The sequence below is a fragment of the Candidatus Dependentiae bacterium genome, assembly GCA_020431705.1.
Taxonomy (GTDB): domain Bacteria; phylum Babelota; class Babeliae; order Babelales; family Vermiphilaceae; genus JAGQHQ01.
The window spans coordinates 1-26,249 of the sequence record JAGQHQ010000005.1 but is presented as its reverse complement, the minus strand read 5'-3'; the positions used below and the strand labels follow the sequence as shown (position 1 = coordinate 26,249).

The window sequence follows — 26,249 nt, the reverse complement described above, 5'->3', positions numbered from 1 at the left end:
TCCATTTATTGAAATACATAAGCGCTATATAAACTCTAGCATGTAACATCCTAATTTTTATACAAACAACCAATTTGTTATTGTTTCACGTACTTTTGAGACACTTTTTTTTGTTAAATCTTTTTTTACTGTATCAGTCGCAAGTTTAATTGGCTGGTTGTTGCTGCCAGCGTATAAATTAAACAAGCCAAATGTTCTTGATGGGAAACCAGGTGCAGCAACTTTTGCAATTTTTTTTATTGTTACTTTTTGAACGATATTTTGTGTTGGGAATGTACCAGTTATGATAGTATCAGTGACTGCAAATGTGGCAATTTTATTGCCGAGATTAGTTGTTTTACCTAATACAGATGACTTTTTTACTTTATCAGAAAAAATATTATTTACTCCATATTTAAGGCTAGCACTAACCAAACCAGAAACCGTTTTTTTTGTGTCGCATATTGCTGCTACTGGAGTAAGCCATAGCGATTTTTTTACACAGTGTTTTGCGCAAGATTGCAAGAATGTGTGACTAATATTTGTTTTCTTTTTCAAAAGAGCATTTGTTATTGCTGTATCAAGTGTATCTTTACTAGCTTCTACTGCAATATCATAAATAATATTGAAAGTTTTAACTGCAATTGGATTGTTATCAAGACTAGATTGAACAATTGGTCCTTTTGAATCAGCATAACTGAAATTAATCAAATCAGAGCTCATTGAATCATACATTTCATCAAACATACCTATAGCAGGCACATGTGAGGTTAATAATGTTACTAATGTTAATAACGATAACAATTTTAGCTTTTTAAGCATGACAATCCTTTACAATACGGCTAACACATAATTTCTTTTGCATAATAACCATGGTATCAAATATAATTTTTTTTGCAAATGGTAAAAAATAATAAAAAATATACTTTTGGATGGTATTTTGATGAGGGTGCTTATTAAAGTAACTTAATGGATATGTAGAATAAGATATGGTTATTTGACAAAGGCTTTTTCTATGCTGATTTTAGTAATCCTTCTTCCTGCTCAAATTCAATTAAATTAAGCTTATCAGCGTAATATTGACGACTAAGATCTTCAATTTTTTGTTGTTGATTATTACATAGTTTTGCAAATTGCTGTAAAAATTGCTCATCTTGTTTTTTATACTTGGTGTATCTCAATGATGATCGATACAAACTAAGCATTGTTTCATTAGTTAAAAGTATTTTTTGTCCCTCTAGAATCTCTTTTTCCAGATCAACTCTGAGTTTTTCTTGTGGGCTCCAGTAGTAGTGACCCACTTTGATAACGTAACTAATGCCCTTGACTGTATAGTGTGTAACAATAGTACTTGCACCAAGTATAAGAGGAAATAAGCATGGGTGTTTTTGAACAGTGCTAGTGCATGCCTTGAGCAACTCTACGGTAGCATCAGAAATATCTCCAGTTTTTATGGGATGATAAGAGAAAATAGTAAAAATAATAGCGGAAAAAAAAATACGCATATTGAATATATACATAATTTTTTTTAGCTGTTTATTACTAGAATAAGTAAGCATTATATTTATTTTTATTTTTTTTTATATATAACTAACAGATTCTTGTTTATTAGTTTCTTCTAAAATATAGCTTCCTGACGAAGTGTCTTGATTATCAAAGTTCAAATAATCGATTTCTTTTTGTTTTTCTTCTTTAGGTAAATAAGAAGAGGAGTTGGTAACGAAATTATTCATTATTCTAGGACGTTTTTTCTTTGGTTTTTTGATTTTTTTTGTTTCAAGCATAGGCTGTTTTTTGGGAAGCTTTATTTTGTATCTTTTAGCAATAGTCTCTGAAAAGTTATTTACTTCATTATTATATTCAACGGGAAGCTGTTTTAATACAGCGTTGGATTTTTCTGTATCAGCTTTACTTCCTCTTATTTTTCTGACAGTTGCATTCATTTCACTTAGATTACTCAGATAAGTCATTATAAGGTTAATATCTTGTATTTGCTCGGCGGCTATTATGTCACAACTAGTTTTTGTTTTTAGTATTTTATGAATAAATACGTATCCAGTAGTAATAGCAAGATTTATTGCGCCGCCAGTCAATTCCATAATACCCCTTTGAATGCCAGCCTCAAATCCTTTTAATAGATTACCTCCAAAAAAATGAAATGGGTTTTTCCATAGGTGTTGCATTTCAAGTGAGCTGAGCCCTATGTCACGAATGTGCATTGCCTGTGCTGCATCGCGACCCTCTTTTTCTGGATCAGCATCCACTTTTGTAGTATACCTTCTCATTCTATCTGTAAAAAGGAGAACGACAATTTCCCTTTGTTCTCTTGGTGAGAGTAGATTAAAAACCTTTTTTTGTTCTTCTGTTGCTTGAAAAAGAGCAATTTTTTTTATAAAGTCATCAATATTTTCTTCCATTGCCCATACGCTACCTACAAAAAAAGAGTAGACTAAAATAGCTGCTAAAAAACGTGTAAAAAAATCTTTTGATTTCATGTTAATTCTCCGTTACAAAGAAAAAAGCAAAAAATGCCCAAAAATGCCCTATAAATAGAGTTATTTTATCAGAGTTTTGGCTGTGTGTAAAGAAATCTGTGGCTTTATTCTCAAGTGTAGAAAATTCTACTGTTTGTAAGATATGGTTCTGACAGTAGGATTTTTTGTAATGCGGAGAACAAAAATGAAGAAAAAATTGTATTGTTTTTTTTGCTTATTGATTGTGTGCACTGCTAGTAGCATGGAAAGAAAAATCAATAAAAAATCCATTGAAAAAACGGGTGTCATGTGCACTTTATTAAAAGCCATTGGCAATTCTTTTGTACTTAGTGGGCAGATATTTAACCCCAACCCATATAATGCAAAAGTTGTTTGTGATGCGCTAGATAAAAGACCCCCATCCTGAAGAACAAAAATACCGCATTGATAGCAAAAAATGACACTGATTTACTTTTGTGCGCCATGGCGCTATACTCCTTCTCCCAGGTTAAATATTTTAAAACTGCCCTTTGCAGGAGGCGATATAATGAACAGCAGATACTCTATTTATCTTGTAATTATTCTTTTTCATGGTGTTATATTTGGGATTACGGAAAAAAAGTCTTATGGTAATTCAAAAAGAAGGCAGAAAGAGTCTGCTGCGTTAATAAAGCATAATGAAAAAACAGCTACTCCCGGACTTGGTAAGCGCTTTGCGCAAGTGACATTCCAAGAATGTAAAAATTTTTTTGCCAGCTTTTTTACGAAAAATAACTTTAAATACAAGTGTGAAAATCGGCATTAGTTAAAGGGCAGATTTCACTTGGCCATACTACGCTCTTTGAGCTTCGAAGGGCAAGTTATGCTATGAGTTGCATAACTTGAAGTAGTCGCGATAAATACTGCCGCCTGTGCGTAGGGTGCGGTTTTGTGTTTCAAAATCAACATGATATAATCCGAACTTTTGCGTGTAAGCGTCGTTCCATTCATAGTTATCCATAAGTGTCCAATAAAAATAACCACGAACATCGTACCCCTGCTGTAGTGCTTTATAGACACTATCGATTGCAACTTTAATAAAGTGCCCACGGTTAACATCATTTTCGTCGGCAATGCCATGCTCAGTGATATAAATTGGTTTACCCAGATCACTCATTTGAACAATTGCATCATATATCCACTCTGGCGCACATGGATATTCCATATCTGTCATAACTTGGTTTGAATAACAGGTTGGACCGGCAGTACCAATAATTACGCGAGAATAAAAGTTAAGCCCAATAAAATCATATGATTGTGGTGCATCAGAGTTGTAACCAGTCACATTACACATCTGCCCAGAAAATGTCGGCAGTTTTCCTATAAATGGAATTTTGTATTCAAAAATACCTGTTTTTAAAAATTCTTTTGTTGCGTGATGTGCAAATGTAAAGGTAAAAATACGAGATACCAATGCGCCAAGTGGGTTAGAAAGATTCAACTGTGTGCACAGTGCATTGATGTTATGTTTATATGGCTCAAAAGTTAATAGCTGATGCACAATGCCAATTTGTGCTTGTTGGCCACCTGGCAGTGCTTTTAATTCTTTATACACTTGTACATGCGCTTGTAATAAATTAAATAATACATGCCCTGCCAAGCCAAACTGAAAAACACGCCCGGGAGGATGAAGGCCAAGTACATAGCCACATGCGCTTAGTACAGTTGGCTCATTAATGGTGCACCAAAATGGAACTTTTTTACCTAAGCGATTAAAAATACGTTTACAATAACGAACAAAATAATCAATATTTTCTGCTTTAGTAAATCCACCCATTTGCTCAAACCATAAGGGGTGTACAAAGTGATGCAGCGTAATCATTGGCTTAATGCCATTTTCAATCAATGCATCAACATATCGTTCAAAAAAATCTAAATATTTTTCATTAAAGATACCTTCTGATGCTTCATAATCTGCCCATTCAATAGAAAATCTGAATGCATTTACGCCAAGATCCTTAAGGAGTTTGATGTCATCAAATGCACGATCATAAAATTCTGTTGCACGGCCAATTTTTGCACCACCTTCAATAACTGATGTAGGGCGTATGAAGCCAATATGTTTAAAGTTAAAGCATGTTTTTTGGTTTTCAAAACGGCTCCAATTACTTTGTCCATTGATATGGCCACCATTCTGGTAGGCAGAAAGGGCGCAGCCTTTTAGAAAGCCATGAGGAAAAATTGGTCCACTATTACTATTTGTAACTATTGAGAATAACAGTGCTATACAGGAAAAAAGGCGAGTTATAATAAGAAAAATTTGCATAAACAAACCCCCCACTTAAACAATGACTATATTTTAGAAAAAGTATGCATTATTTATGTTTAATTGTCAATTAGCCTATTTATCTTGTGTTGTGCCGTATGGATTATAGAATTTCATGTTTTATGTTGCCTGAAAAAATAAAGATTTTACATGAATAGAAGTTTTTGGAAAGAGTTAAGAAAGATTATTCCTAAGAAAAAAAGCATTAACTTTTATATAAAAATTTTGAAAAAATACCAAAGAAAAAATTGTGAAATTCAATAGATTATTAGAAAGAGTGTTTTGATATTTGGAATATCTAGTAAGGTATGTTTATTCGATGGAATAAGAAAGTTGAAAACTACATAGCGGCAATTTGGATTGCCGCTATATTCTATACATTGAAGTATTTATAAATTTTGGAATAGGTTCTATAATTGAAAATTTGCAACCAAACTAAATAAAGGCATAGTAGGACTAAACTTCCGATCTTTAATGGTCTGTTCTGCAGTACAAATTCCATACATAATGAAAAATTTTGCAATGCCCTCAACTGCCACACCCGCAGAACTATTTCGTTCTACATTCAATTTTTTGAAAAGCCATGGCAGCACATTTTCAGAGATAACACCATAAGCATATCCTCTTACAGCACCACAAACTCCTTTTTTGATACAAGAAATAGAACTAAATGGTCTTTTAAATTGTGTATGTACTAAGTTAGAAGTATAATATGCATAAGATAGCATATGTATTCCAGATTCTTCTAATGAAGCATATGCAATTTCTGGACTTATCCAAGTAATTTTCTTACTTTTTTTAGTTGGTACAGACATTAAAAAATTCTTAACAACTCTATCCCTGCCTAGGACTCTTTGGTATAAACATGCCGTATTAGCTAACGCTATGATATTGTACTTTAGTTGTTTTTTTGTAGTTTCACTGAATATCACACCTGAAAAACCAAGACTGATTGTTGCCAAAAAAAACATAATATGCTTAATAGAAAAAAAACTCATGAATCCTCCACTTTTAAATATATTACAACAAAATATATAATATACTTATATAATAACAAAAAAAACAAAATGTGCAACTTGTAACCATTTAGTCCATATAAGATTTTTGGGTATTCACTATATTCTATATTCTATATTTTAAGGTATCTATGAATTTTGAAGTAAGTTTTTAAAAAAAATCTTACCATTCTTTTCTACAATAAAGTCTTCATCAATAAGTTGCCCAAAAACACTTTCAACCCGTCCTTTTTCGTGATTAATAAAATCAAATAAGCTACTTTTTGTGATACTATTATGTTTAATTAATATTTTCAAAATCATACCTCTAATTTGTCGGTTAGAACCTTCAAATTTAGACTGCTTGGTGTAATGTTTACTTTTTTTGTTGGGATTAGGTAACCTTTTTTTGAGCATAACACCATAATCCATCAGTGCATAATACCATTCACGTGGATTTGTTGTATCAAGCGTTAATTTAATTAATGGAAAAATTTCTTTATCATGCACTTTTTCTTGATACTGAAAAAAGTGGTGAATAAATACAGCGCGAATATTTGTTTCTATAAATACAGTTGGACTATTAAAAGCAAATGCACAAATTGAAGAGGCTGTTGCTGGACCAATACCAGGGAGTGCTTCAAGTATTTGCGGACAATTTGGCAATTGACCATCAAACTCATTTACTACTTTTTGTGCAATACAGTGTAAATACTTGCCACGCCTATTATATCCAAGCCCTTGCCACAATCGCAATACATCAAGCAATGATGCACTTGCAAGTGACTTAAAATCTGCAAATACCGCAATAAAATTCTTATATTTTTCAATAACTCGACACGTTTGCGTTTGTTGAAGCATGATTTCTGAAACAACAATTTTGTATGGGTCGTCAATATAACGCCAAATAAATTTACGGCCCGCTTTTTTGTAAAACGACCAAATATACTGTTGGAAATTTTTTATTTGGTTTTTCTTTAAATATCTCATGAGAGTAATACAAATAATCCACTTATTGCAAAAAATTAGTTTTATAATATACAGTAAGTTTAGGAAAAGATTTAAGTATAGCATACACAACAAGGGGGGGGATATACTAGCTACAACAGCCATTTTAAAAAAATCGCAAATAAGGGTCAAATTATGACTCAGGGATTATGGCGATACACTTAGTCCTTTACTTATTACATATTTATTGCGCTATGTTTCTGGTATTCCACTAACAGAACAACAACTTGGAAAAATAAAGTATACCAAGAGTACACAAAAACAACGAGCATTCCTATCCCATGGTTTGTAAAAAAAGTAAATTAAAAATAATGCTTTTAGGATAAAAAAAGAGGTGTTAATGAAGGAGTCAAAAATAGCAATTATAGGCGCAGGGCTGGTTGGCTCAACCATTGCTTATACCCTCATGCTTAAAAATGTAATCGCAGAAATAATACTCGTAGATATTGACGAGGTTCGCTGCACAGGTGAGGTGTTAGACTTATCGGATGCTCTAGCCTTTTGTGAAACATCAATAGTGCGTAGCGGTACATCACAAGACGCTAGCCTGGCAAATATTATTATTATCGCTGCTGGAAAAAAACAAGAGCCTAGGCAAGACCGTTCAGAACTTGCACAAACAAACAAAAAAATTGTCGCCTCAATAATAAACAATATTAAACCAATACGAGAAGATACTATTATTTTAATGGTTACTAACCCTGTCGATGTTTTAACACATTACACACAAAAAATAAGTGGCTTACTGCACAATCAAGTTATTGGGTCTGGCACGTATTTGGATACACAGCGATTACGCGGATTACTAGCAAAAAAAATTGGTATCGCTCGTCAATCAGTTGATGTATATATTTTAGGTGAACATGGCGACTCACAAGTTCCTATTTGGTCAACTGCGCATATTAATGGTTCTTTGATTAAAGATTTTATCGATTTAAATAACCAAAAATTAGAACAAATTGCACAAGAAACGCGCAGGCGCGCATATGAAATAATAGAATGCAAAGGAGCAACGTATTATGGTATAGCAAGCTGTGTAACTGATATTTGCGAAGCAATTCTGTTTGATCAGAAACAAATTTTTCCCATTTCTTGCTATATCAAAGAATACGACACGTGCTTAAGCATGCCGGTTGTTCTTGGCGTACATGGTGTAGAATCAATTGTACCAACACACTTAAATGAAACTGAGCAAAAACAATTACAAGAATCCGCAATAAAAATAAAAAAAATTACAAGCACATTAGGTATATAAATGAGCTTGTAATCTATGTAGAAACAGTGAGTATATACTATGAAAAAACCTGTTCTCATTATAGTAATATTGATTATTGTTCCACTTATTTTCTCCAGTTATAGAACTGGAAAAATGAGAATTCCACAATCAATCAAGAAAAAATATCAACCTAACATAAAGAAGTATTTATCGCCAAGACTAAAAGCATGGTATAGATCCCGTTATCAGGATTTCACTATATCTACAAAAAAGAATATACAAAAACATAAAAAAATATTCTTACAATCAGATACAACAGAAAAAGTGAAAAACATACAGAAAAAACCAAGCAATTGGACAAATTGGATAAACACATTCAGCAAATGGTTTAACTTCGGCCAGACAATAAAAAAATACTAACAACTTTTAAGTAACAAAACATTTCTGAATTAAGAAATTACCTTTTAGACTCTGCCTATTCTAAGTGTTAGCAAATTATCTACATCAAGCACATTTTGTACAGCCTCTTTAACTTGAGTAATTGTTATTTTTTCAAAATCTTGCGCTCGAGCATCAAAATAGTCCTCTGATAAATTATATTTATCCAAAAAAAGAAACACACTTGCGATACTATAATTGGATTCAAAATGATTAACCAACGAGTTTATAATTGCATCCTTGGCATGCTCAAATTCATCTTTTTCAATCGTGTCTGCTACACCTTTTAATGTTTCTTTAATCGCATCTTCTGCCTCTTGCAAACGATCAACAGAAACTATTGTTTTTACGGCTATCATTCCCGGTTCAATATCAACGTTAGCAATTAAAGATCCGTTGATTGTATAAAAAAGCCCAGTTTGCTCACGTAGTTGAAATAAACGAGAACTCATAGAGCCAAGCACGCCGCCTCCTAAAATTTGATCAAAAACCAAAAGCTTATCGTAGTCTTTATCGCAACGATTGATTGAAAGACCAACAAAGCAAAGGGTGACCTGATCACGATTAATTGAATGATTGATTTCTTGCCCCGACGTCTTTTCAAGCCCTGGAAACTCTATGTCTTCAACACTACTTCCAATCCATGCACCAAATATTTGCTCAAGCTCTTTTTCCAAATTATAACCAGAGAAATCACCAACGATAGATATTTTTGCACCATTAGGACTAATATATTTTTTGTAAAACTCCACTAGATCATCACGAGTAATTGATTTAATTGACTCTTCTGTTCCCAATGAGTTTTTGCTATATGGATGCCCCTTATAAATTTGCTCTTTCAACAACTGACCCGCAAAATAATACGGTTCATCCCAAAAATTTTTAATATCTACTAAAATCTGGGTACGCACTTTTTCTATACATTTCTCATCAAAAATTGAATCAGTAAGTATTTCATATAACAGCTCAAGCCCTTTAGGTAAATCCTGCGCTAGCATACTTATAGCAATAGAGCCTGGATATACAGAAAAAGACATACCGCGTGATTCAAATTCATGCGCAAGTTCAGTTGCAGTATATTTACTTGTTCCCTCAGAAAGCATTCGTGCCACAAAACCATAAAGCCCCTGTTTATCTTCTGGGTCATAATATGCTTTTGCTTTTAAATCTAAAATAAGATTAATTTTTGGCGTTGTATTGTTGTTATAAGATAAAACCCTAACTCCATTTGAAAGCTCGGCTTTTCGGGCATGTGGAAAATGAAATTTTTTCGCTTTTTCTGGTTCAATAGTAAGCGCATAACGCGGTGGCTCAACCGGCGTGTAGCGAATTCTTTCCGATAAGATTTTCTTATCTTCTTGATCAGAAAATTGCTGTAATAATGCCCACTGCTCCTTTTCTTCTTTTGGTAATGGTAAAATAGCGCCCTTGTGCATTATAGATGGACGCATATATGCCTCAACCAGATTTTGTGCTTTTTTCCTTAATTGCTCAATTGGCTCACTTAAATACTCAAATGCATAATTTTCATCGCCAGTTGCCAAAAAACTTTCGCCTATTTTATATGCTTGTTGTTCCATGTCTTCTAATAATTTGTAATATTGCATTTGTAATTTTTTCACAGCGCGCTGCATTTCATCATCACGCAAACCACCCTTAACAATAGAAGCTATTTCTTCATTAATCAGTAATTCTATTGTGGCAACATCTTCCATACGTTTCGGTTCAAAACTTATAATAAACAATCCATATTCGAATAAATTCCAAGACGAAGCACTGATAGATGTTACCAATTGCAACTCGTCAACCAACTTTTTATACAAGCGAGATGCTTTACCCGAGCCTAAAATTAAAACTAATAAATCTATTATATGATCAACTTTTTCATAAAATCCTGGAACTACGAAAGCATTAACTATAAGTGACTGCTTAACATCGCGATAGAACGTAACCTGTTTGGAAACAATATCTTTATTATAATAGAATGATGGACGTTTATAATCTGATTTTTGCTTAATACTACCAAAATATTTTTGAGCAATATTAAATACATGATCAGAGCTAACATCACCAACAACAACTAATGTTGCGTTATTTGGTATATAATGTTCTTTATAAAACTTTTTTAGATCCTTACCGCGCACACTCCATAAATCCTGTTTATAACCAATAACCGGATAATGATATGGATGATCAGCAAAAATAGAAGTTAATAAATCTTCAATCAAGCTTCCGCCATAGTCATCTCGACGCATTTTCAACTCTTGAATTACTGCTTTCATTTCAGAATTAAGATGATCATCGTTAAAAGAGCAATTGCTCATACAGTCAGCAATCACTGGCAAAATTTTTTCCCAGTTATGCGAGGGCAAATTAAACAAGTATCCCGTATAGTCATACCAGGTAAAGGCATTACAACTACCAGAAAGCTTATGTGTCAGAACATTTATATCGGACTCAGAAAGTAATTCTTGCGTTCCCTTGAAAATCATATGTTCAATTAAATGAGCAAGCCCTTTTTCTCCCGTTTTTTCATCTTTTGCACCAACATTGTACCAGATTTGTAAAGAAACTTTTGGAATAGTATGCACAGAATTGACCAATACAGTCATCCCATTATCAAGCACTTTCTTGTCCACCACTAGTTTCTTTAATATTTTTTCCATACTATTCCTATTGCTTTCTACTCGCATATAGCTGTTTGCTAACAAATCACAACTAAAAACACCTAAAAAAATACCTATATAAAAAACTACACATTTTTTCACACATCTCTCCTTCGGACTAATTGTTACACATTAGAAAGAATAGCGCCAGCAAAAGCCCTTTTAAATAGCTTAGATAAAAAACATTGAACTAACTCCTAAAAATTAATTATTATCGCTATAGAAAGATTAGAATAAGCACAGTGCAATATAACGCACTACCAATATTAGGGGATGTGATGAAAAAAAGCATGGTAATAATTATTCTTGTTACATCAATTACTGTTACCATCGGTTTACTAAAAAAAAGCTGGGTACAAGCAGCTACACCAACACAAAAGACCAAAGAAGCTACAGAGAAAAAAAAAGCTGATCTTTTTTCCAAAAAACTGCAGGAAACACGAGCTCGTGCAATTGTACAACGTGTTGAAGCTACAATAAATGTAATTAATCGCTATTTGGATCGCATTGTTCGTAGCGCACCTGGCGTTTCCACGGTGCAACAAAAAATAAAAAAAAATAACGACGAAATAGATAAAATAAAGGAAAAGTACGGTATCAAAAAACTTGAAAAACAACTCAAAAAGCTCGAAGAAGACATGAATGAGCTATATGCAAATGTCTATACAGAAACCTCTCGCCAATACAGTGACTTAAACAAATTGGTAAAACAAGCACTCGATGATGCAACGGTTGCATCATATGCAAAACAAATAAGAAGCCTAAAAACAAAAATGGCAACCGAGCTAAAAGATTATTTAGTAAAAATACAAGAAAAGGGCAAAGAAATTAATAACCTCACAAAGAAAACATCCCAAGCAGAACTCAATAAGGCAAGAATAAAAACCTCTTTGTATAAACAACAAATAGAAACTCGAATGCTTTCTGAAAAAACCATTGAAGAAATGGATAAATATGTCACAGAGAATAGAGAGTATAATCGAGACATACAGGTAAACCTTGCCAAACTTTCTTCTTCTGACCAGGTAAAAATAAGGGAGCTGAAAAGCGCAATTGAGCGTCTTAATTTTATGCTCAATGCACTTAAAAACCCAAGTAGAATTGAAACCAAAACAGTTGAAGATATTATCGAAATCATAACCTAGCCCAAAACACATCATTATTGCTAAACTAGAGAAATTTCCAACATAAGCACCGCAAATCTCCCTGTTCTTAAAAATAAAAATTGTGTTACAGTAAGTAATTATGTTATTCAGGGGTGCTCTCAAAATAAAACAAATTATTATCAGTCGCTATATATACCATGAAAAACCAATATTTCATTGGTCATTTTACGCACTCACTTTTTATTCCCTAGGAATCATTTATCAATCTTTTTTACGCAGCTCATACCCCTCACACTACCTTCTTTATCAACCAGAATTATTGCTTATAGGCATAGTTATTTTAATCATCTTTACCTCCATCTGCATTATAAAACAATACAAAAAAAAATTCACCCTAGTCGTATTATTGCCTACAACCTCTCTGTGTGGAGCATTTTTATATTATAATCAACAAATAAAGCACAAAAACTTTCAGGACCTTATCAATAAAAAGAAACATACGGTGATAGGAGAAGTTACAGATATAGAGCAGCTTGCAAAGGGTCATCTTAAAACAAAAATTACCCTTAAAATAAAAAATATGCTGCAAACAAGCAACAATACAACACATCAAACAGAAAATAGCTCTGGAAAAAAAATTACACTTTACACACAAACTCAAAAAGATATACAAGTTGGAGATGTAATAAAAATCGCAAATCTCCTTTTCAAAAAAATCAAGAATGAATCGTTTAATAATTATTTAATTAAAGAACATATTGCAGCAACCACTTGTGAGCCAAAGCTCAACTATATCCCAATCAGCAGGGCAACATATTCGCTCACGCGCTGGCTACACCAAAAGAAGAACACTATCTTTAGTACACTCAAAAACAAAATAAACAAAAAGCATTTTACTCTTGTTGCAAAAATATTTTTTGGAAACAATAATACAAGTTTTTATTACACTCAACAAACAAAAGAGCAGGGTAAGCGTTGGGGAATTGCACATTATTTTGCCCGATCGGGACTACATTTAATTATTTTTATTTTACTATGGAATTTATTATTTCGCCTTATTCCAGCACCATTCACCATTAAACAAATAGCTGTTGTTGTTATGGGTATTATTTATTTTTTATTAAGTTGGCCTAGCACATCATTTAATAGGGCATTTTCTACCTTTTTGTTATATAAATTTGGCACCATACTTCGCCTGCAAACAGATTTTTTACATCTATTAACCCTTGTTTGCCTAGTCACACTTGTGCTCAATCCCACACAACTCTTTTTTTTGGACTTTCAACTAAGCTTTGGCCTCACTCTTGCGCTTGCATTATTAAATAGAAGCAGCAGCCAAAAAATATAATTTTGTAATAATTTTATTGATTATCAACTCCTTAATTCAATAGGATTACCCATAGGAGAACAAATTCTCACGTAAAAAGGAGATTATAATGAAAACTTGGCACACTTTTACAAAAAAAATACTTAAGCAACTGTTATATATGCTTTTTCTAGCAAGCTTTTTTAATTTAACACACACAAAGATATACCCAAAAAAAGATTGGACCATTATTGTATATATGGCCGCAGACAATGACCTACGTGGCTTTGCTGCAAAAAACATAAAACAAATGTGCCAAGTCGGCTCAAACAAGCACATGAATATCGTAGTCCATCTTGACATTCGCATATCGGGAAACAAAAAAATTACGCGCCGCTACTATGTGGAAAAAGATAAATTTATACACATGAATGCCAATGATCCACACACACAAAGCATGGATAGTGGAGATCCAAAAACATTAGTTTCTTGTTGTAAATGGGCAATAAGTAAATATCCCGCAAAGCATTATGCGCTTATATTTTGGAATCATGGATCAGGAATTTTAGACACAGACCGAGGCAGAATTTTAAATGTTATTGATTTATTTGTGTTCAACCCAAAAACAAGAAAGTTTGATCTTGACCGAAGCATAAGCCCATTTGAATTATTACAAGATAGAGGTGTTTGCTGGGATGACACAACGGGAAATTACTTAACAAATCAAAAACTCGATAGCGCACTTAAAATGGTATGCGAAAATTATTTACATGGTGAAAAATTTAATATCATTGGGTTTGATGCATGCTTTATGTCGATGCTTGAGGTAGCAAATATTATAAAACACCATTCTCATATTATGGTTGGCTCACAAGAAGTTGAGCTTGGAACCGGCTGGAATTATAGTAAAGTACTCGCACCATTTACACAGGGAAGCATGGATCCAGTCGGACTGGCAACACAAATGGTTGTCTCGTATCATGATGTATATGAAAAAATCACTAACGACTTCACTCAATCTGCAATCAACCTTGATGCACTCAATATTATAGAAGAAGACATTAATACAATAGCAAGCCTTTTGATTTATGGATTAAAAAACCAAAATCAATCCTCGGTAAAAAACGTCATAGAAAGAAGCCGTAGAAAATCAGATTGCACACACTTTAGCGAGCCAAGCTATATTGATCTGCACCATTGGTACAACAACCTACTTTCTCACTCAGAGAGCATGTCCTTGCATAATACACATGCAACATTTAAATTTAAAGAAGAGCTTCAAGAAAGCTTAAAGCTTGCAATTGCTAACATAGAAAACACGGTGTTTGCAAATGCTGCAGGACATAGTCTGATTAAAGCAGAGGGCCTTTCCGTGTACTTTCCACTGCGGAATATACATAGCTCATACAAAAAAACACAATTTGCACAAGGCAATGCATGGCCAACATTCCTTGATAATTATTTAAAGGGATAAAGATGATTTAACTATTTTACAAGAAATAGCAAAACGACTACATTATGCATCATAATAAACAATAAAAAGAATTAAACACTGTGAATGCAAGAGAATACAAACAGCAGCTCCTTACCAAACTGTACGAACCATATAGAAAATGCATGCAATGCCCGCTTGGTGGCATGGGAAGAAAAAACATTGTATTTGGCTCTGGCAATCCCGACGCACAACTAATGCTTGTTGGCGAAGGACCAGGCAGAGATGAAGACGAACAAGGCATACCATTTGTTGGAAAATCTGGACAATTGTTAAATCACATTGTCGAAATTGTCGGTATCACTCGCAACGATATTTTTATAAGCAATGTGGTTAAGTGCCGCCCACCAAATAATAGAAAACCAACACCTGCCGAAAGTAAAATATGCAAAAGTCTGTTACTATTAAACCAAATAAAAATTATTTGCCCAAAGGTTATTTGCACACTCGGATCTGTTGCAACTCAAGAACTACTAGAACAAGAAGTTAGAATAACCAAAATTCGTGGCAAACAATTTAAAATGAGCCAAATCACTATTATTCCCACTTACCACCCAGCGTACATTTTACGCAACCCCAAAGAACTTAATAAACTTGCTGATGACATAAGATTGGCACACTCACTCTCCCTTTAAAACCAAACTTTTTTATAAAAAACAATTCATAACATCAAAAAATCAGTCCATTCAGTTATGATTATTTTTAATAACACAAAAACCATTAAAGATGGGGGTTAAATACCATTAGGAATGTTGATAAGTGGTGGATAAGTGGTGGATAAGTGGTGGATAAAATGTTGATAACTTTTTTAAAGATCCTGAAAACGCCCTACAGATGGGCTGCCTAGAAGAATGTTGATAAAAAACCCGCTCTAGATCATTATTTTGGGCAAAATAAAAAAAGTTATCCACCACTTATCCACCACTTATCCACCACAAAATATTTTTCGTATTTTGCTATCTGGAGGCACAATCAGGCTGTTGTCATCCTAGGTTATCCACCACGAGCGCCCTACCTATTATTATTAATTTAAAAATATATTATATAATATATTAACATTATACATCTCGGCCTTACCCAAACTTATCCCTCGCTGACCATAGCAAGCAAAAAACAAACTTAGGCAAAAAAACAAAATCAAAAAGTGCTTGCGGTGGTTGTTTTATTGTAATACACTATGGAAAGAGCGCTTGGATTGAGCACTTTCAGGATCAACAGAGTCAACATATAAGGCAAAAGAATGGTTCAACTTTCTGCAGTCATAAACGAGCTTGTCGAAGAGGGAGGTGTTGATCGAGTGGTATTGGGCTCGATTATTTCCGAGGGCTTGCTTGCTGCATACGAAAAAAAATTTCCAGATCTACCACTTCGCGCTCGGTATGAAAAAAAAATAGACGAAATTGTTATAGAAGTACAAAAAAAGGTTGTTTCATCTGTTACAAATGATGATCTTGAGATTAGTGTGCGCAAAGCGCGAGGAATAAATCCTAGTGCACAAGCCGAAGATGCGCTCTGGGTGCCATTTGATGGAAAAATTGGTAGAATAGAAATTCTTCGGGCAAAACAGGTTATTGCGAGTAAGATTCGTAAAATTGAGGCAACCACGATATATAACGAGTTTAAACCAAAAGAAGGCTCTATTGTCCATGGTGTTATACATAAGGCGGAGCATGGTGGCACAGTGGTTAAGGTTCAAGAGGCGCTTGCATTTTTGCCAAGGTCGCTTTCTATTCCTGGAGAAAAATTTATTGTTGGCTATCCTGTGCGAGCGCTTCTTAAAGAGGTGCTTCCGGAGCCTAGAAATGATAATCAGCTTATTCTTGATCGGTCTTCTCAGGATTTTTTGCGGCGACTTTTTGAGCTTGAGATTCCAGAGGTTTTTGAAAAGCTTGTAGAGATAAAAAACATTGTTCGCATTCCTGGCTACAAGGCAAAAGTTGTTGTTGTGTCTAATGATAAAAATATTGATCCAGTTGGAACGTGTGTTGGGGTTGGTGGTATTCGCATTAAGCCGATACTCAAGGAGCTGGGTGGTGAGAAGATAGATGTTATTGCCTGGACAGATGACAAGCAAGAGCTTATTAAAAACGCGCTGAAGCCAGCAAAAATTGACCGAGTTATATTGGTTGATGGAGAAAATGTACACGTTTGGCTAGATGAAGATGAGCGCTCTTTGGCTATTGGCAAAATGGGGCAAAATATTGCGCTGGCCTCTCGGCTGGGTGGTGTTAAGATACACCTAATACAGGACGGTCATGCCTCGAATGGCTCAGGTACCAAGGAAGAGGTTGGGGGGTCTAAGGACGATGCCTTCAAGTAGACGGGTTGCATAAAAATTTAAATTTTTTTACTTGTAGCGGGTTATAATCCACATGCGTGTATACGAGTTTTCGAAAAAATATAATATTTCAAACAAAGAGCTTTTGCAAAAACTTAGAGGTGCGGGCTTTGAGATAAAAAGTCACATGTCTGTGCTTGGCGAGGGGGCGGTTAGTTTCTTGAATAAAACATTTGCTAAACCATCATCGACTATTGAATCTTTAATTAATCAGCAAAAAGAGCAGGAGCCACAACCAAAATTGGAACCAAAAAAAATAGTAGAGCGTGGTGGTGCATCTCGCGCGGTTACTACTACTCTTCGTGCATCAAAATCTTTATCTACAGTTAGGGATTTGCGAGATAAACTCCCTGAGAAACAAAAAAGCATTCAGCCAAGAGAGCTTGTTCTCGAGGATCAAGCGGTAAATACCCTATGTCAGAAAGCTAGTTTACCCATTAATAGTGTGATGTTAACACTTTTAAAGTGGGGGGTTTTGGCAAGTAAAAATATGATGTTGCCTAAAGAAATGGTTGAGCGCATTGCAAGGTATTATGAAATTCCAACCGTTGCGCCAAAGCAAAAAAAGAAAGAGGAAGAACGCAAAAACTTTGTGATGCAAGGTGCTGAGCTTAGATCTCGATTGCCGGTGGCGGTGGTTCTTGGACATGTTGATCATGGAAAAACAACATTGCTTGATTTTATAAGAAAAACTCGTGTTGCTGCAAAAGAAAAAGGTGGTATAACTCAGCACTTGGGTGCATATGAGGCTCAAACAGATCATGGCAGTATTGTTTTTCTTGATACACCTGGACATGAAGCATTTTCAAAAATGCGTGCACGTGGAGTGCGAGTTGCAGACATTGCGGTTTTGGTTGTTGCTGCAGATGATAGTGTTATGCCTCAAACAATTGAGGCAATTAAGCATGCTAAATCAATGGGGGTTCCTGTTGTTGTTGCAATTAACAAGGTTGATAAGGTTGAACCATCTCGGATTGAAACAACACGGCGTGATTTGGCACAACATAATCTGTTACCTGAAGAGTGGGGTGGCGACGTAGTTATGATTCCAATTTCAGCGAAAACAGGACAAGGGGTTGATCGATTACTTGAAATGATTTTATTGCAAACAGAGCTGATGGAGCTACGAGCGGATTTTTCTGGATTGGCAAAGGGGTATGTACTTGAGTCGAAATTAGAAAGGGGTCGTGGTCCTGTTGCAACACTCCTGTGTGTTCATGGCAGAATAAAGGTTGGTGATTATTTTATTTCTGGTAATGCTATTGGTCGTGTTAGCTCGCTCATTAATTCTGCAGGTCAACGTATCCAGTCGGTTGGGCCATCAATTCCGGTTCAGGTTTCCGGCTTTTCTACGCTTCCAGATGCTGGAGATTATTTTGAGGTTGTTTCAAAAGAGGTGTATCGTAGCAAATCGCGCGAGATAGGAGGAACTCTTCGCAGGGGCGCGGCGGCTATTGGGGTAAGGCAACTAAAAACAAGGGAAATGTTAAGATTGGGTCTTATTGTAAAAACTGACACTAACTCTTCCCAAGAGGCACTTTTAGAATCTATAGATAAGCTTTCTAAAAAAGGCAAGGTTGGTTTTACCATTGTTGATGCTTCTATTGGTGATGTGAATGAAAGCGACGTTGTTTTGGCATCTAATACTGGTGCAAAGATTGTTGCTCTTCATGTTAAAGCTGAGCCTAACTCTGTAGCATTGGCTCAAAAAATGGGTGTTACAATTTCTTCATTTCAAATTATTTATAAATTACTAGAGTCGCTTGAAGAATTTGCAAAGGGTAGTGTTGCACCAGAAGTAGTTATCAAAAAAGTCGGTGAGGCTATTGTTCGTCGTGTTTTTGATATAAAAAAAGTTGGAGTTATTGCTGGTTGCTATGTTAGTGATGGATTTTTTTCACATAAAGGTACTGTTGTTGGTTGGCGTGGTAGAACAAAAATTGGCGAAGGAGCTATTAAGAGTTTACAGCGAGAAAAGCGCACAGTTAAACAAGTTAATGCTGGTTTTGAGTGCGGCTTCATTGTTGATGGCATTACTGATTGGCAAGTTGAAGATCGCGTTGAATGTTTTATTGAAGTACCCAAAGAGCAGGTTTAGTTGTTAGTTAGTCGTCACGGTAATGGAAGCAATAATAAAAAGTTTTTTCGCGGTATTTATATCTTTTTTGGTTACTTTTTATGTGACACCTCTTTTTTCTGCCCTGGCACGAAAACTGCAGTTTGTTGATGTACCTGATGGTAAAATTAAACTACATAAAAATGCAGTTCCTTATTTAGGTGGTCTCGCTGTTTATTGCGGTTTTATTGTTTCTTTGGCGCTTGTATTTCCAATTGAAAATAATATTCTCTTGTTTTTGATCGGCTCAACATTATTGTTATTTGTTGGTCTTGTGGATGACTTGTTTGTTCTTAAGCCGTATCAAAAATTTTTTGGTCAAATTATTGCAGCTTTTTGTTTTTTAAAGGCTGGATTTTATTTAAAAGAACACTTTTTTTATACATTATGGCATATTCCGCTTTCTGTATTATGGATACTTTCAATTATCAACGCGTTTAATCTTGTTGATGTTATGGATGGCTTGGCGTCATTATTAGCTATTGCTGCTACAAGTTCTTTTATGGTTATTAGTTTCTATTTTAACCATAATACATCCCTGCTGTTATTAGCATCTCTTTTAGGATCTTTGATGGCTTTTTTTTGGTATAATAAACCATCTGCAACTATTTATCTTGGTGATGCTGGTTCGCTTTTTATAGGAGGCTTGGTTGCAACTATTCCATTTCTTTTGCCGTGGGGGCTTTATAATTGGCATGGATATCTTACTCCATTGGTAGTACTCCTGATTCCTTTTTTAGAAATTGGAGCACTAATCTTGATTAGAACATATAGAGGAATTCCCTTTTATAAGGGAAGTCCAGATCATTTTAGTCATTATTTACTGCGTAAGGGTTGGAAAAGGGCTTTTATTTTAGGTTATATAGCCCTTTTATCAATTATTCAAATGCTTATTGCGCGATTGTTTGTTGCACATATTATTAATCTTGATGCTCTTGTGGTGTCTCAGGTCATTTTTATTATATTTTGGTTTTTTACTTTATTTTTAGGAAAAAAAACTCCTGTTGCATAAAGCGGATGTTTTTGTGCAACGCGTTGCTTTTTTTGTAAAGCAACAAAAAAGCAACACATTTTTTGTAAAGTGACTAAAAAAAAGCCGTTTTCTTGTTGTTGCTTTTTTTGTTGTATTAATTTTGTTGTTTTTTATTGTTATTCCATCAAACTTATTTGCAAACAAGGCTTGAGTTGTATACTCCTCCTTTCATCGGGAGAGGTGTGGTTAGAGGCACTGCTTATTTTGAGTGGGTAATAGACTAAGGACGATAAAAAGTATTGCTACAATTCCTTCTTAGCTTCAATACTTTCAGGTTCTTGTCTATTACTTTACTCAGGTTTTTATTAATTTTTTAATAAAGGCCATATTGTGAGCATCTTCTTCCAGGGTTTCTTTTGGGGTTTCTAAAATTTTTGGAATGTTTGAAAATCTTTTATCTGTGAGTAATAGCTTAAATGCCTGAGAGCCCAATTTTCCCTTACCAATATGTTCATGCCTATCAACACGTGAGCCTAGCTCTTTTTTGGAATCATTGATATGAATTACCTTAAGTTTCCTTATGCCAATTGTTTTTTCAAACTTTTTCCAGGTATCTACATAGCTTTTTTTATCGCGTAAATCATAACCGGCTGCAAAAACATGGCATGTGTCAAAACAGACACCAAGGCGTTTTTTCTTTTTTGATTTTTTAATGATATAAGCAATATGTTCAAATGTATAGCATGTGCTGGACCCTTGTCCGGCCATGGTTTCGAGTAAAATCATAGTTTTGCCATGAGCTTTTTCAAGGGCAATATCAAGATTTTGTGTTATGATATCAAGACATTCTTGCTCGTTTGTTTTTAGGCATGAGCCTGGGTGTATAACTAAATATGGTATACCAAGTTTTTCGCATCTATTGAGTTCTTTTACAAGTGCATCAACAGATTTTTTTTGTGTTTCCTTTTTGGGAGATCCGATATTAATCAGGTAGCTTGCATGTGCAACTATAAATTTAATGGAAGAATTTTTAAGGGCTATTTTAAATTTTTGTGAATCTTCTTTGGTTATTTTCTTTGCATTCCATCGCCGATTGTTTTTGGTAAAAATTTGAATAGCTGTGCAGCCAATTGATTCTCCATACTCAATTGCTTTTTCAAAGCCTTCAGCAATTGACATGTGTGCACCGAGTAATAGTTTTTGTTCTTTTATCATGATAGTATCCTTCACTTTTGCTTACAACGTGTAGCATAAATTTGACAAACACACAAAAAGCAGTACCCTCTTAAAATTATTTAAGTTTAAGGAAGTTTAAGGTCCTTTATTATCCAGCGGTTAGGGATTTTAAATTCTTAAAAAAAAGTCAAAAAAGGTAGTGGTATATGAGGGGGCTCCATAGCGGGGCTTTTTTTGTTCCCGTATTTTTTAATTTTTAACTACGTAGAAGAGGGTATTATGATATATCCGGTGCAAAAATCGGTTGGATTAAGGCTAGCGTTTTTATTTAGCGGCATATGTGTCTCGTTTGGTGCGTTTGCAAATCTTTCAACAACATACGGTGACTTTCAATTAGATTTTTGGGGAACTGCGAGGTTAGAATCCTTTTATGGCAAAAACATAAGTTTACTTAATAATAAAGAGGGGGCTGATAGAACTCTTTTTTCTCGTCATACAATTGATTTTAGACTTGATGCTTTGTATGGGCAGTATCGAAACACTAAATATCCAGCAATTGAGTTTAATTTTACCGCTCGAAATAAGGCAGTTTGGGGTGATCCAAGCAGTATTGCATCTACAACTGATACAGAAACTCAATCGCTTGATGAGGTTGGCAGAGGACATAAACACTTTATTCCTCGTCATTTTTTTTGGATGAGAGAGGGCTGGTTACGTCTTTCTTTGAATCAAGTATTCTCACTACCGATTGAGTATGAGCACACTTTGACTCTTGGTGCGTTTCCATTTGAGCTAGGGCGTGGTATTGCACTTGGCTCTGCATTTGCCGTTGGCCCAGAGCTCCTTGGTTTTTTTGTTGATTATGCAATTGATCAATATGCATTTGGTGTGAAATTCTCTGGCAACTTACTTGAAAGTCAAGCGTTGTCATATGACTTATATGCATCGATATTAGATAATAAAACTGGTAGCCTAGGTGATACTGCTGCAAAAATTCGTGGGCAAGAGTATGGACGCATCGATTGTCCTCAGCGCGGTTTTGGCCGTATGAATTATTTGTTTGCTGGTAAATTGCATTGGATTGTATTTGATAATCAAAATGTCGGCTCGCTTTCTTTTGAGCCATACTGGTTGTATAACAACGATCCTGAGCAAAAAATTGAATTTTTGGCAGACGCAGAGAGTAAACTCGGCACTATTGGTTGTGCGGGTGAATATGAGTCAGAATATTTTGCTGTTGGTTTTGATGGTGCGGTAAACATTGGACAACAAAATGTTCGTGGTTGGGATCGCAACGTTGTAATGCGACAAAATAGAGACGGTACTGTATTTTTAGTAAATAGCCATGCATATATTAATGTTGATCCAACAGACCAAAATGCGCCTTCTGATTTAAATCCTTATTTGGTTCCGCATGCTGTGGGGTCTGTTGTTGGTGCTGGTAATATACCGACTACAATCGGTAAAACAGCTCAAAATTTTATTGATAATGAACTTGATTCAGCCGAACGAAATGGAAAATTAATTGGTACTGCAACTGGTTTTAGTACTGCGCTTGAGAATATACCAGTGGCCGTTGCTCCAGCACAGACAGACCAGCTTTTTAATGCAAAAAATCGCTATCGTGATCCGTATACCAATCGCTATAAAGGTGCAATGTTTGTAGGTGATGTCGCGCTTTACTTCTTTAATAAAGAATTAGAGATCGCAGCAAGTTTTGGTATTGCAACTGGTGATGATAATCCAAATGATGAAGTTGTTGATGGCGATTTTACTGGCTTTATTAGTTTACAAGAATTATATTCTGGAAAGCGTGTGCGTAGTGCGTTCTTATTGGGTGGTGCTGGCCGTGTTAAACGTCCACTTTCAGCGCCAAGTTCTATCACTGCACCGAGTCCGTTTGCACGTGTTGTTTCTCGTTTTACAGATCTAATTTTTTGTGGTGCTGGAGTAAAATGGGAGCCGACTGATTTTACTAAAGAGTTTAGATTTCATCCAAACTTAATTTTATTCTGGAAAGAAAATACAGTCAAAAAATTTGATGCACAAACAAGGCAGGAGATTGGTGAGTGTGCAAGTAATTTCCTTGGTGCAGAATTGAATCTTTTTGCTGACCTTTACCTGTATGAGCATCTTAAATTATATTTTATTGGTTCGGTGTTTATTGCAGGTAAATATTATGATGATGTTCGAGGTATACCGTTGAATTCTGACCAAAATAGTGCCCTTAACAGATTAGACAGAACTGGATTTTCGGCAGATAGAATTCCAAATTTAGGGAATGACCCTGCATTTACTGTTAATATTGGTTTAGAATTTAAATTTTAAACAGCAAACGAGTATCTTGGTGGGGCCATAATCGGGAACAATGGGCTCTGGCTGTATGCCAGGGCCTATGTGGTGAATCTCTTGTAAACTGGCATTATTAGCCATATTTGCTATAATTAAAATTTAATATTGGGTTAATACTTAAATATATTTTTTAGCAAACGCGTGTAAAAATCAGGAAGCGGTATGCAATTTTTCAAACGAACAGTAGGGTGCGGCGAAGTTGATGTAAAACTTTTTGGCAAAAAGATTGATTTGTCTGGTTGGGTGCATCGTAGGCGTGATCATGGTGGACTGATTTTTATCGATCTGCGTGATCGTAGTGGTGTGATGCAGCTTGTTTTTAATCCTGATTTTTCTCAAGATGCACATAAAATCGGCCATATGCTTCGTTCAGAATTTGTCGTTTCTGTAATAGGTATGGTTGTTGAGCGTTCAAAAGAAACTATAAATAATGATTTACCAACGGGAAGATGGGAGCTTCAAGTAGAAAATGTTACTGTCTTAAATAAAGCAGGTGTGTTACCTTTTCAGCTTGATGAGGCATCAAACGTTGACGAAGAATTACGTTTAAAATATCGTTATCTTGATTTGCGTCGTACTCAGATGCAGGATAATTTTGCACTGCGTAATAATGTACTATTTTTAATGCGCCAGTTTTTGCAAGAACATACATTCTATGAAATTGAAACACCTATATTGACCAAAAATACACCCGAAGGTGCACGAGAATTTTTAGTGCCCTCTCGTATTCATCAAGGTTCTTTTTATGCACTGCCACAATCACCACAGTTATATAAACAACTTTTGATGGCTAGTGGTATGGAACGTTACTTTCAAGTAGCTCGTTGTTTTAGAGACGAAGATTTACGAGCTGATAGGCAGCCGGAATTTACTCAGCTTGACTTGGAAATGTCTTTTATCAAAGAGGGTGATGTACAAAAAATTATTTCTGACATGCTTGCGTTTATTTGGAAAAAGATATTTAACGTTGATTTACCGTTGCCCATACAACATATGACATATAATGATGCAATAAAACAATATGGGTGTGATAAACCAGATCTTCGCTTTGAATTAAAAATTAATGATTGCAGTCAGTTATTTGAGAATACTGAGTTAAAGTTTTTGCGTACGGTACTTGATAAAGGGGGCAAAATTGGTGCGCTGCATATTACCGATTATGAGTTTACGCGCTCGGAGTTAGATGGTTGGGTTGCAAAAGCACAAAAACTTGGTGCAAAAGGTTTACTTTGGATTCGTTTTAAAGATGGCGCTGTTGATTCCCCGGTGGCTAAATTTTTACCAGACAATTTTATGGAACAGGTAGCACAAGCTTTTCCAGAACTTTCTGCCAAATCAACTTTATTTTTGATGGCTGGTGACTATAAAAAAACATGGCCATTACTTGGTAGATTACGTTTAGAGCTTGGCAGTGCCTTAAATCTTATTGATAAAGATATATATAAATTTTTATGGGTTACTGATTTTCCATTGTTTGAATATGATGAAGAGGGAAAATGTTATAATGCAATGCACCATCCTTTTACTTCTCCACAAGAAGGGTGGGAACAATATGAGCCTGCTGATATGAAAGCACGCGCATATGATATTGTGTTAAACGGTGTTGAGCTTGGTGGTGGTTCTATCAGGATTCATGATGCTTCAATGCAAGATAAAATGTTTGATTTGCTCGGGCTAAGCAAAGAGCAGGCACGTAATAAATTTGGCTTTTTACTTGATGCACAAGACTTAGGTTTTCCGCCACATGGCGGTATTGCGCTTGGTATTGATCGTTTAATTATGCTTATGACTAAATCACAATCAATTCGTGAAGTTATTGCGTTTCCAAAAACAGCTCGCGGTATCGATCCGATGATGGAAGCGCCAACTATTGTCGAAACTGATAAGCTTAAAGATTATGGGTTAAAATTATATGCCAAAAAGAAAGATTAATTTTTATATGATTTCATATTTTGTTTTACCCAGAAAAATAAGATCTAGTTTAAATTCTTGTGATATTTTTTCGTTATTTTCTGGCAAGCAAAATTCTGATTTACAAAAATAAGAAACAATGTTATCCCACCGACTACTTGTCATATCTAATAGGTTATATCGCAGATTATATTGCAAAGTTCCATAGAATCAGAGTTATTTAGTAATATACTGTATGCCGATTTTTTTTATACTTCATTTCGCCTAGTCAGGCATTATGATATGCTTTTTTTTAAACCATGAAATTGTTACAATAAGAACCTATCCCAAAATTCATAAATGCCTCAAAGTATAGAATATAGCGGCAATTTGGATTGCTGCTATATAGTTTTCAACTT

Annotated in this window: 20 protein-coding genes; 12 read left to right on the top strand and 8 right to left on the bottom strand. The window is 34.9% G+C overall.

Annotated elements, in window-relative coordinates; genetic code table 11:
- Nucleotides 1-57: 57 nt before the first annotated feature.
- From KC460_02270 to KC460_02260, 3 genes are all read right to left on the bottom strand, one after another.
- Entirely contained in the window at nucleotides 58-801 is a 744-nt protein-coding gene (locus tag KC460_02270) for a hypothetical protein (GenBank protein MCA9770174.1), read from the bottom strand.
- Nucleotides 802-992: 191 nt separating this feature from the next.
- Complete coding sequence (locus tag KC460_02265; GenBank protein ID MCA9770173.1) at nucleotides 993-1,499, bottom strand: hypothetical protein; 507 nt, start codon at nucleotides 1,497-1,499, stop codon at nucleotides 993-995.
- A gap of 60 nt (nucleotides 1,500-1,559) precedes the next feature.
- A complete protein-coding gene (locus KC460_02260) occupies nucleotides 1,560-2,474 on the bottom strand; it encodes a hypothetical protein (GenBank protein MCA9770172.1) in 915 nt (304 codons plus the stop codon).
- 526 nt (nucleotides 2,475-3,000) lie between these two features.
- On the opposite strand from KC460_02260, the gene KC460_02255 reads away from it, so the two are divergent.
- Nucleotides 3,001-3,258 carry a hypothetical protein gene (locus tag KC460_02255; protein ID MCA9770171.1) on the top strand — a complete coding sequence of 86 codons (258 nt, stop codon included), beginning with the start codon at nucleotides 3,001-3,003 and terminating at the stop codon, nucleotides 3,256-3,258.
- A gap of 60 nt (nucleotides 3,259-3,318) precedes the next feature.
- Here KC460_02255 and KC460_02250 read toward each other — a convergent pair whose 3' ends face one another.
- The 3 genes from KC460_02250 to KC460_02240 all read right to left on the bottom strand — a co-directional run bounded on the left by KC460_02250 (nucleotide 3,319) and on the right by KC460_02240 (nucleotide 6,743).
- A complete protein-coding gene (locus tag KC460_02250; GenBank protein ID MCA9770170.1) occupies nucleotides 3,319-4,758 on the bottom strand; it encodes a family 1 glycosylhydrolase in 1,440 nt (479 codons plus the stop codon).
- A 410-nt stretch (nucleotides 4,759-5,168) separates the two neighbouring features.
- Nucleotides 5,169-5,756, bottom strand: a complete 588-nt coding sequence (locus KC460_02245) for a hypothetical protein (GenBank protein ID MCA9770169.1) — start codon at nucleotides 5,754-5,756, stop codon at nucleotides 5,169-5,171.
- 147 nt (nucleotides 5,757-5,903) lie between these two features.
- The gene (locus KC460_02240) at nucleotides 5,904-6,743 is read right to left on the bottom strand and encodes an A/G-specific adenine glycosylase (protein MCA9770168.1); all 840 of its coding nucleotides are present in this window, start codon (nucleotides 6,741-6,743) and stop codon (nucleotides 5,904-5,906) included.
- Nucleotides 6,744-7,101: 358 nt separating this feature from the next.
- On the opposite strand from KC460_02240, the gene KC460_02235 reads away from it, so the two are divergent.
- Both KC460_02235 and KC460_02230 read left to right on the top strand, forming a co-directional pair.
- Entirely contained in the window at nucleotides 7,102-8,016 is a 915-nt protein-coding gene (locus KC460_02235) for an L-lactate dehydrogenase (GenBank protein ID MCA9770167.1), read from the top strand.
- Nucleotides 8,017-8,055: 39 nt separating this feature from the next.
- Nucleotides 8,056-8,397 carry a hypothetical protein gene (locus tag KC460_02230; protein MCA9770166.1) on the top strand — a complete coding sequence of 114 codons (342 nt, stop codon included), beginning with the start codon at nucleotides 8,056-8,058 and terminating at the stop codon, nucleotides 8,395-8,397.
- A 44-nt stretch (nucleotides 8,398-8,441) separates the two neighbouring features.
- Here the strand turns inward: KC460_02230 and KC460_02225 are convergent, their stop codons facing one another.
- A complete protein-coding gene (locus KC460_02225) occupies nucleotides 8,442-11,183 on the bottom strand; it encodes an insulinase family protein (GenBank protein ID MCA9770165.1) in 2,742 nt (913 codons plus the stop codon).
- Nucleotides 11,184-11,359: 176 nt separating this feature from the next.
- Here KC460_02225 and KC460_02220 point away from each other — a divergent pair, with 176 nt between their 5' ends.
- The 7 genes from KC460_02220 (at nucleotide 11,360) to KC460_02190 (ending at nucleotide 20,451) form a co-directional block, all read left to right on the top strand.
- Nucleotides 11,360-12,226, top strand: coding sequence for a hypothetical protein (locus tag KC460_02220; GenBank protein ID MCA9770164.1), 867 nt, complete (start codon nucleotides 11,360-11,362; stop codon nucleotides 12,224-12,226).
- Nucleotides 12,227-12,326: 100 nt separating this feature from the next.
- Nucleotides 12,327-13,535 (top strand): ComEC/Rec2 family competence protein, encoded by a 1,209-nt coding sequence (locus KC460_02215; GenBank protein MCA9770163.1) that lies wholly within the window; start codon nucleotides 12,327-12,329, stop codon nucleotides 13,533-13,535.
- Between the two features lie 88 nt (nucleotides 13,536-13,623).
- A complete protein-coding gene (locus KC460_02210) occupies nucleotides 13,624-14,967 on the top strand; it encodes a hypothetical protein (protein MCA9770162.1) in 1,344 nt (447 codons plus the stop codon).
- A 143-nt stretch (nucleotides 14,968-15,110) separates the two neighbouring features.
- Entirely contained in the window at nucleotides 15,111-15,620 is a 510-nt protein-coding gene (locus KC460_02205) for a uracil-DNA glycosylase (protein MCA9770161.1), read from the top strand.
- A gap of 605 nt (nucleotides 15,621-16,225) precedes the next feature.
- Nucleotides 16,226-17,305 carry a transcription termination factor NusA gene (gene nusA, locus KC460_02200; GenBank protein ID MCA9770160.1) on the top strand — a complete coding sequence of 360 codons (1,080 nt, stop codon included), beginning with the start codon at nucleotides 16,226-16,228 and terminating at the stop codon, nucleotides 17,303-17,305.
- Nucleotides 17,306-17,357: 52 nt separating this feature from the next.
- Nucleotides 17,358-19,421: a translation initiation factor IF-2 gene (locus tag KC460_02195; GenBank protein ID MCA9770159.1), complete on the top strand. Its 2,064-nt coding sequence runs from the start codon at nucleotides 17,358-17,360 to the stop codon at nucleotides 19,419-19,421.
- A 22-nt stretch (nucleotides 19,422-19,443) separates the two neighbouring features.
- Nucleotides 19,444-20,451 (top strand): undecaprenyl/decaprenyl-phosphate alpha-N-acetylglucosaminyl 1-phosphate transferase, encoded by a 1,008-nt coding sequence (locus tag KC460_02190; protein MCA9770158.1) that lies wholly within the window; start codon nucleotides 19,444-19,446, stop codon nucleotides 20,449-20,451.
- Between the two features lie 315 nt (nucleotides 20,452-20,766).
- On the opposite strand, the gene KC460_02185 is transcribed toward KC460_02190, so the two are convergent.
- A complete protein-coding gene (locus tag KC460_02185) occupies nucleotides 20,767-21,591 on the bottom strand; it encodes a deoxyribonuclease IV (GenBank protein MCA9770157.1) in 825 nt (274 codons plus the stop codon).
- 276 nt (nucleotides 21,592-21,867) lie between these two features.
- On the opposite strand from KC460_02185, the gene KC460_02180 reads away from it, so the two are divergent.
- Both KC460_02180 and aspS read left to right on the top strand, forming a co-directional pair.
- Entirely contained in the window at nucleotides 21,868-23,916 is a 2,049-nt protein-coding gene (locus KC460_02180; protein MCA9770156.1) for a hypothetical protein, read from the top strand.
- A 186-nt stretch (nucleotides 23,917-24,102) separates the two neighbouring features.
- Nucleotides 24,103-25,872, top strand: a complete 1,770-nt coding sequence (aspS, locus tag KC460_02175; protein MCA9770155.1) for an aspartate--tRNA ligase — start codon at nucleotides 24,103-24,105, stop codon at nucleotides 25,870-25,872.
- Nucleotides 25,873-26,249: the final 377 nt, after the last annotated feature.

Excerpts from the sequence above, each read along its gene's own strand:
- KC460_02270 (MCA9770174.1), bottom strand. The coding sequence starts at position 801 with ATGCTTAAAAAGCTAAAATTGTTATCGTTATTAACATTAGTAACATTA.
- KC460_02265 (MCA9770173.1), bottom strand. The coding sequence starts at position 1,499 with ATGTATATATTCAATATGCGTATTTTTTTTTCCGCTATTATTTTTACT.
- KC460_02260 (MCA9770172.1), bottom strand. The coding sequence starts at position 2,474 with ATGAAATCAAAAGATTTTTTTACACGTTTTTTAGCAGCTATTTTAGTC.
- KC460_02255 (MCA9770171.1), top strand. The coding sequence starts at position 3,001 with ATGAACAGCAGATACTCTATTTATCTTGTAATTATTCTTTTTCATGGT.
- KC460_02250 (MCA9770170.1), bottom strand. The coding sequence starts at position 4,758 with ATGCAAATTTTTCTTATTATAACTCGCCTTTTTTCCTGTATAGCACTG.
- KC460_02245 (MCA9770169.1), bottom strand. The coding sequence starts at position 5,756 with ATGAGTTTTTTTTCTATTAAGCATATTATGTTTTTTTTGGCAACAATC.
- KC460_02240 (MCA9770168.1), bottom strand. The coding sequence starts at position 6,743 with ATGAGATATTTAAAGAAAAACCAAATAAAAAATTTCCAACAGTATATT.
- KC460_02235 (MCA9770167.1), top strand. The coding sequence starts at position 7,102 with ATGAAGGAGTCAAAAATAGCAATTATAGGCGCAGGGCTGGTTGGCTCA.
- KC460_02230 (MCA9770166.1), top strand. The coding sequence starts at position 8,056 with ATGAAAAAACCTGTTCTCATTATAGTAATATTGATTATTGTTCCACTT.
- KC460_02220 (MCA9770164.1), top strand. The coding sequence starts at position 11,360 with ATGAAAAAAAGCATGGTAATAATTATTCTTGTTACATCAATTACTGTT.
- KC460_02215 (MCA9770163.1), top strand. The coding sequence starts at position 12,327 with ATGTTATTCAGGGGTGCTCTCAAAATAAAACAAATTATTATCAGTCGC.
- KC460_02210 (MCA9770162.1), top strand. The coding sequence starts at position 13,624 with ATGAAAACTTGGCACACTTTTACAAAAAAAATACTTAAGCAACTGTTA.
- KC460_02205 (MCA9770161.1), top strand. The coding sequence starts at position 15,111 with ATGCAATGCCCGCTTGGTGGCATGGGAAGAAAAAACATTGTATTTGGC.
- nusA (MCA9770160.1), top strand. The coding sequence starts at position 16,226 with ATGGTTCAACTTTCTGCAGTCATAAACGAGCTTGTCGAAGAGGGAGGT.
- KC460_02195 (MCA9770159.1), top strand. The coding sequence starts at position 17,358 with ATGCGTGTATACGAGTTTTCGAAAAAATATAATATTTCAAACAAAGAG.
- KC460_02190 (MCA9770158.1), top strand. The coding sequence starts at position 19,444 with ATGGAAGCAATAATAAAAAGTTTTTTCGCGGTATTTATATCTTTTTTG.
- KC460_02185 (MCA9770157.1), bottom strand. The coding sequence starts at position 21,591 with ATGTCAATTGCTGAAGGCTTTGAAAAAGCAATTGAGTATGGAGAATCA.
- KC460_02180 (MCA9770156.1), top strand. The coding sequence starts at position 21,868 with ATGATATATCCGGTGCAAAAATCGGTTGGATTAAGGCTAGCGTTTTTA.
- aspS (MCA9770155.1), top strand. The coding sequence starts at position 24,103 with ATGCAATTTTTCAAACGAACAGTAGGGTGCGGCGAAGTTGATGTAAAA.